The 4,096-nt window shown below is 61.3% G+C and carries 1 protein-coding gene; it reads left to right on the plus strand.

Going from position 1 to position 4,096, the window contains the following annotated elements; all coding sequences use genetic code 11:
• The coding region (gltB, locus tag ACIPIZ_RS29445; RefSeq protein ID WP_401169019.1) for a glutamate synthase large subunit at positions 1-4,096 on the plus strand (4,096 nt) is incomplete at both ends.

Below are 4,096 nucleotides of genomic sequence, written 5' to 3' on the forward strand. Positions count from 1 at the left end.
CTACCCTTTTTTACACCGGCAATCGCGGCCTGACCTGCATGACCCACCGCGGTGGGATTAATGCCGACGGCAAGACCGGTGACGGTTGCGGTCTGCTGATTCAGAAGCCTGATGCGTTCCTGCGTGCCATTGCCCAGGAAACCTTCAGCCTCGAGCTGCCCAAGCAATATGCGGTGGGCATGGTTTTCTTCAACCAGGACCCGGTCAAGGCCGAAGCCGCTCGCGAGAACATGAACCGCGAGATCCTCGCTGAAGGTCTGCAACTGATCGGCTGGCGCAAAGTGCCCATCGACACCAGCGTCCTCGGCCGCCTGGCCCTTGAGCGCCTGCCGCAGATCGAGCAGGTGTACATCGGCGGCGAAGGCCTGAGTGATCAGGACATGGCCGTGAAGCTGTTCAGTGCGCGTCGTCGTTCGTCGGTGGCCAACGCCGTCGATTCCGACCACTACATCTGCAGCTTTTCGCACAAGACCATCATCTATAAAGGCCTGATGATGCCGGCCGATCTGGCCGCGTTTTATCCAGACCTGAGCGACGAGCGCCTGCAAACCGCAATCTGCGTGTTCCACCAGCGCTTCTCCACCAACACCCTGCCGAAATGGCCGCTGGCCCAGCCATTCCGCTTCCTCGCCCACAACGGCGAGATCAACACCATCACTGGTAACCGTAACTGGGCGCAGGCCCGTCGGACCAAGTTCAGCAATGATCTGATGGATCTGGAAGAGCTCGGCCCGCTGGTCAACCGTGTCGGTTCCGACTCCTCGAGCATGGACAACATGCTCGAGCTGATGGTCACCGGCGGCATCGACCTGTTCCGTGGCGTGCGGATGATCATTCCGCCAGCGTGGCAGAACGTCGAATCCATGGACCCGGATCTGCGTGCGTTCTACGAGTACAACTCGATGCACATGGAGCCGTGGGACGGCCCGGCCGGCGTGGTGATGACCGACGGTCGTTACGCGGTGTGCCTGCTCGACCGTAACGGTCTGCGCCCGGCGCGCTGGGTCACCACCACCAACGGCTTCATCACCCTCGCCTCGGAAATCGGCGTGTGGGACTACAAGCCTGAAGACGTGATTGCCAAAGGCCGTGTCGGCCCTGGCCAGATCTTCGCCGTGGACACCGAAACCGGGCAGATCCTCGACACCGATGCGATCGACAACCGTCTGAAATCCCGTCATCCGTACAAGCAATGGTTGCGCAAGAACGCCCTGCGCATTCAGGCGACCATGGAAGACAACGACCACGGTTCGGCTTTTTACGACGTCGATCAGCTCAAGCAATACATGAAGATGTACCAAGTCACGTTCGAAGAGCGCGATCAGGTCCTGCGTCCGCTCGGCGAACAAGGCTACGAAGCCGTTGGCTCGATGGGCGACGACACGCCGATGGCCGTGCTGTCCCAACGTGTGCGCACGCCGTACGACTATTTCCGCCAGCAGTTCGCGCAGGTCACCAACCCGCCGATCGACCCGCTGCGTGAAGCGATCGTGATGTCGCTGGAAATCTGCCTCGGTGCCGAGCGCAACATTTTCCAGGAGTCGCCGGAACACGCCTCGCGCGTGATCCTCAGCTCGCCAGTGATTTCGCCGGCCAAGTGGCGCTCGCTGATGAACCTCGACCGTCCGGGTTTCGAACGGGCGATCATCGACCTCAACTACGACGAAAGCGTCGGCCTCGAAGCGGCAATCCGCAATGTCGCCGATCAGGCTGAAGAAGCCGTGCGCGCCGGTCGTACCCAGATCGTCCTGAGCGACCGCCATATCGCCCCGGGCAAGCTGCCGATCCACGCATCCCTGGCGACCGGTGCCGTGCACCACCGTCTGACCGAAAAAGGCCTGCGTTGCGATTCCAACATCCTCGTTGAAACCGCGACCGCTCGCGACCCGCATCACTTTGCGGTGCTGATCGGTTTCGGCGCCTCGGCGGTCTATCCGTTCCTGGCCTACGAAGTGCTGGGCGACCTGATCCGTACCGGTGAAGTACTGGGCGACCTCTACGAGGTGTTCAAGAACTACCGCAAAGGCATCACCAAAGGTCTGCTGAAAATTCTGTCGAAGATGGGCATTTCGACCATCGCGTCGTACCGCGGTGCGCAGTTGTTCGAAGCCATCGGCCTGTCCGAAGAAGTCTGCGACCTGAGCTTCCGTGGCGTGCCGAGCCGTATCAAGGGTGCGCGTTTCGTCGACATCGAAGCCGAGCAGAAAGCACTGGCCACCGAAGCCTGGAGTCCGCGCAAGCCGATCCAGCAGGGCGGTCTGCTGAAGTTCGTCCACGGCGGCGAATATCACGCCTACAACCCGGACGTGGTCAACACCCTGCAAGCCGCCGTGCAGCAGGGCGACTACGCCAAGTTCAAGGAATACACCTCGCTGGTGGACAACCGTCCGGTGTCGATGATTCGCGACCTGTTCAAGGTCAAGACCCTCGATACGCCGCTGGACATCAGTGAAATCGAACCGCTGGAATCGGTGCTCAAGCGCTTCGACTCCGCCGGTATCTCGCTGGGCGCACTGTCGCCGGAAGCTCACGAAGCCCTGGCCGAAGCCATGAACCGCCTCGGTGCGCGTTCGAACTCCGGCGAAGGTGGTGAGGATCCAGCACGTTACGGCACCATCAAGAGCTCGAAAATCAAGCAGGTTGCGACTGGCCGTTTCGGGGTAACCCCGGAATACCTGGTCAACGCCGAAGTGCTGCAGATCAAGGTCGCGCAAGGCGCCAAGCCGGGCGAGGGCGGGCAACTGCCTGGCGGTAAAGTCAACGGTTTGATCGCCAAGCTGCGTTACGCAGTGCCGGGCGTAACGCTGATTTCGCCACCGCCGCATCACGATATCTACTCGATCGAAGACTTGTCGCAGCTGATTTTCGACCTGAAACAAGTCAACCCGAAAGCACTGGTTTCCGTGAAGCTGGTAGCTGAAGCGGGCGTCGGCACCATCGCCGCCGGTGTGGCCAAGGCCTATGCGGACTTGATCACCATCTCCGGCTACGACGGTGGCACCGGTGCATCGCCGCTGACCTCGATCAAATACGCCGGCGCACCGTGGGAACTCGGCCTCGCCGAAACTCACCAGACCCTGCGCGGCAACGACCTGCGCGGCAAAGTCCGGGTGCAGACCGACGGCGGCCTGAAAACCGGCCTCGACGTGATCAAGGCGGCGATCCTTGGCGCCGAAAGCTTCGGCTTTGGTACTGCGCCAATGATCGCGCTGGGCTGCAAATACCTGCGTATCTGCCACCTGAACAACTGCGCCACCGGCGTTGCGACGCAGAACGAGAAGCTGCGCAAGGACCACTACATCGGTACCGTCGACATGGTGGTGAACTTCTTCACCTACGTCGCCGAAGAAACCCGTGAGTGGCTGGCCAAGCTCGGCGTGCGCTCCCTCGAAGAGCTGATCGGTCGTACCGATCTGCTGGAAATCCTCGAAGGCCAGACCGCCAAGCAAAACCACCTGGACCTGACGCCGCTGTTGGGCAGCGATCACATTCCGGCGGACAAGCCACAGTTCTGCGGCGTTGAGCGCAACCCGCCGTTCGACAAAGGCCTGCTGGCCGAGAAAATGGTCGAGATGGCTTCGTCGGCGATCAACGACATGAGCGGCGCCGAGTTCGACCTGGACATCTGCAACTGCGACCGTTCGATCGGCGCGCGGATCTCCGGCGAAATCGCGCGCAAGCACGGCAACCAGGGGATGGCGAAAGCGCCGATCACCTTCCGCTTCAAGGGCACTGCCGGTCAGAGCTTCGGTGTGTGGAACGCCGGCGGTCTGAACATGTACCTCGAAGGCGACGCCAACGACTACGTCGGCAAAGGCATGACCGGTGGCAAACTGACCATCGTGCCGCCGAAGGGTAGCGTTTACAAAACTCAGGAAAGCGCCATCATCGGCAACACCTGCCTGTATGGCGCCACCGGCGGCAAGCTGTTTGCTGCTGGCACCGCAGGCGAGCGTTTCGCCGTGCGTAACTCCGGTGCCCACACGGTTGTGGAAGGCACTGGCGATCACTGCTGTGAGTACATGACCGGTGGTTTTGTCTGCGTTCTGGGCAAGACCGGGTACAACTTCGGCTCTGGCATGACCGGTGGTTTCGC

The organism is Pseudomonas sp. NPDC087690, from assembly GCF_044743175.1.
Lineage (GTDB): Bacteria > Pseudomonadota > Gammaproteobacteria > Pseudomonadales > Pseudomonadaceae > Aquipseudomonas.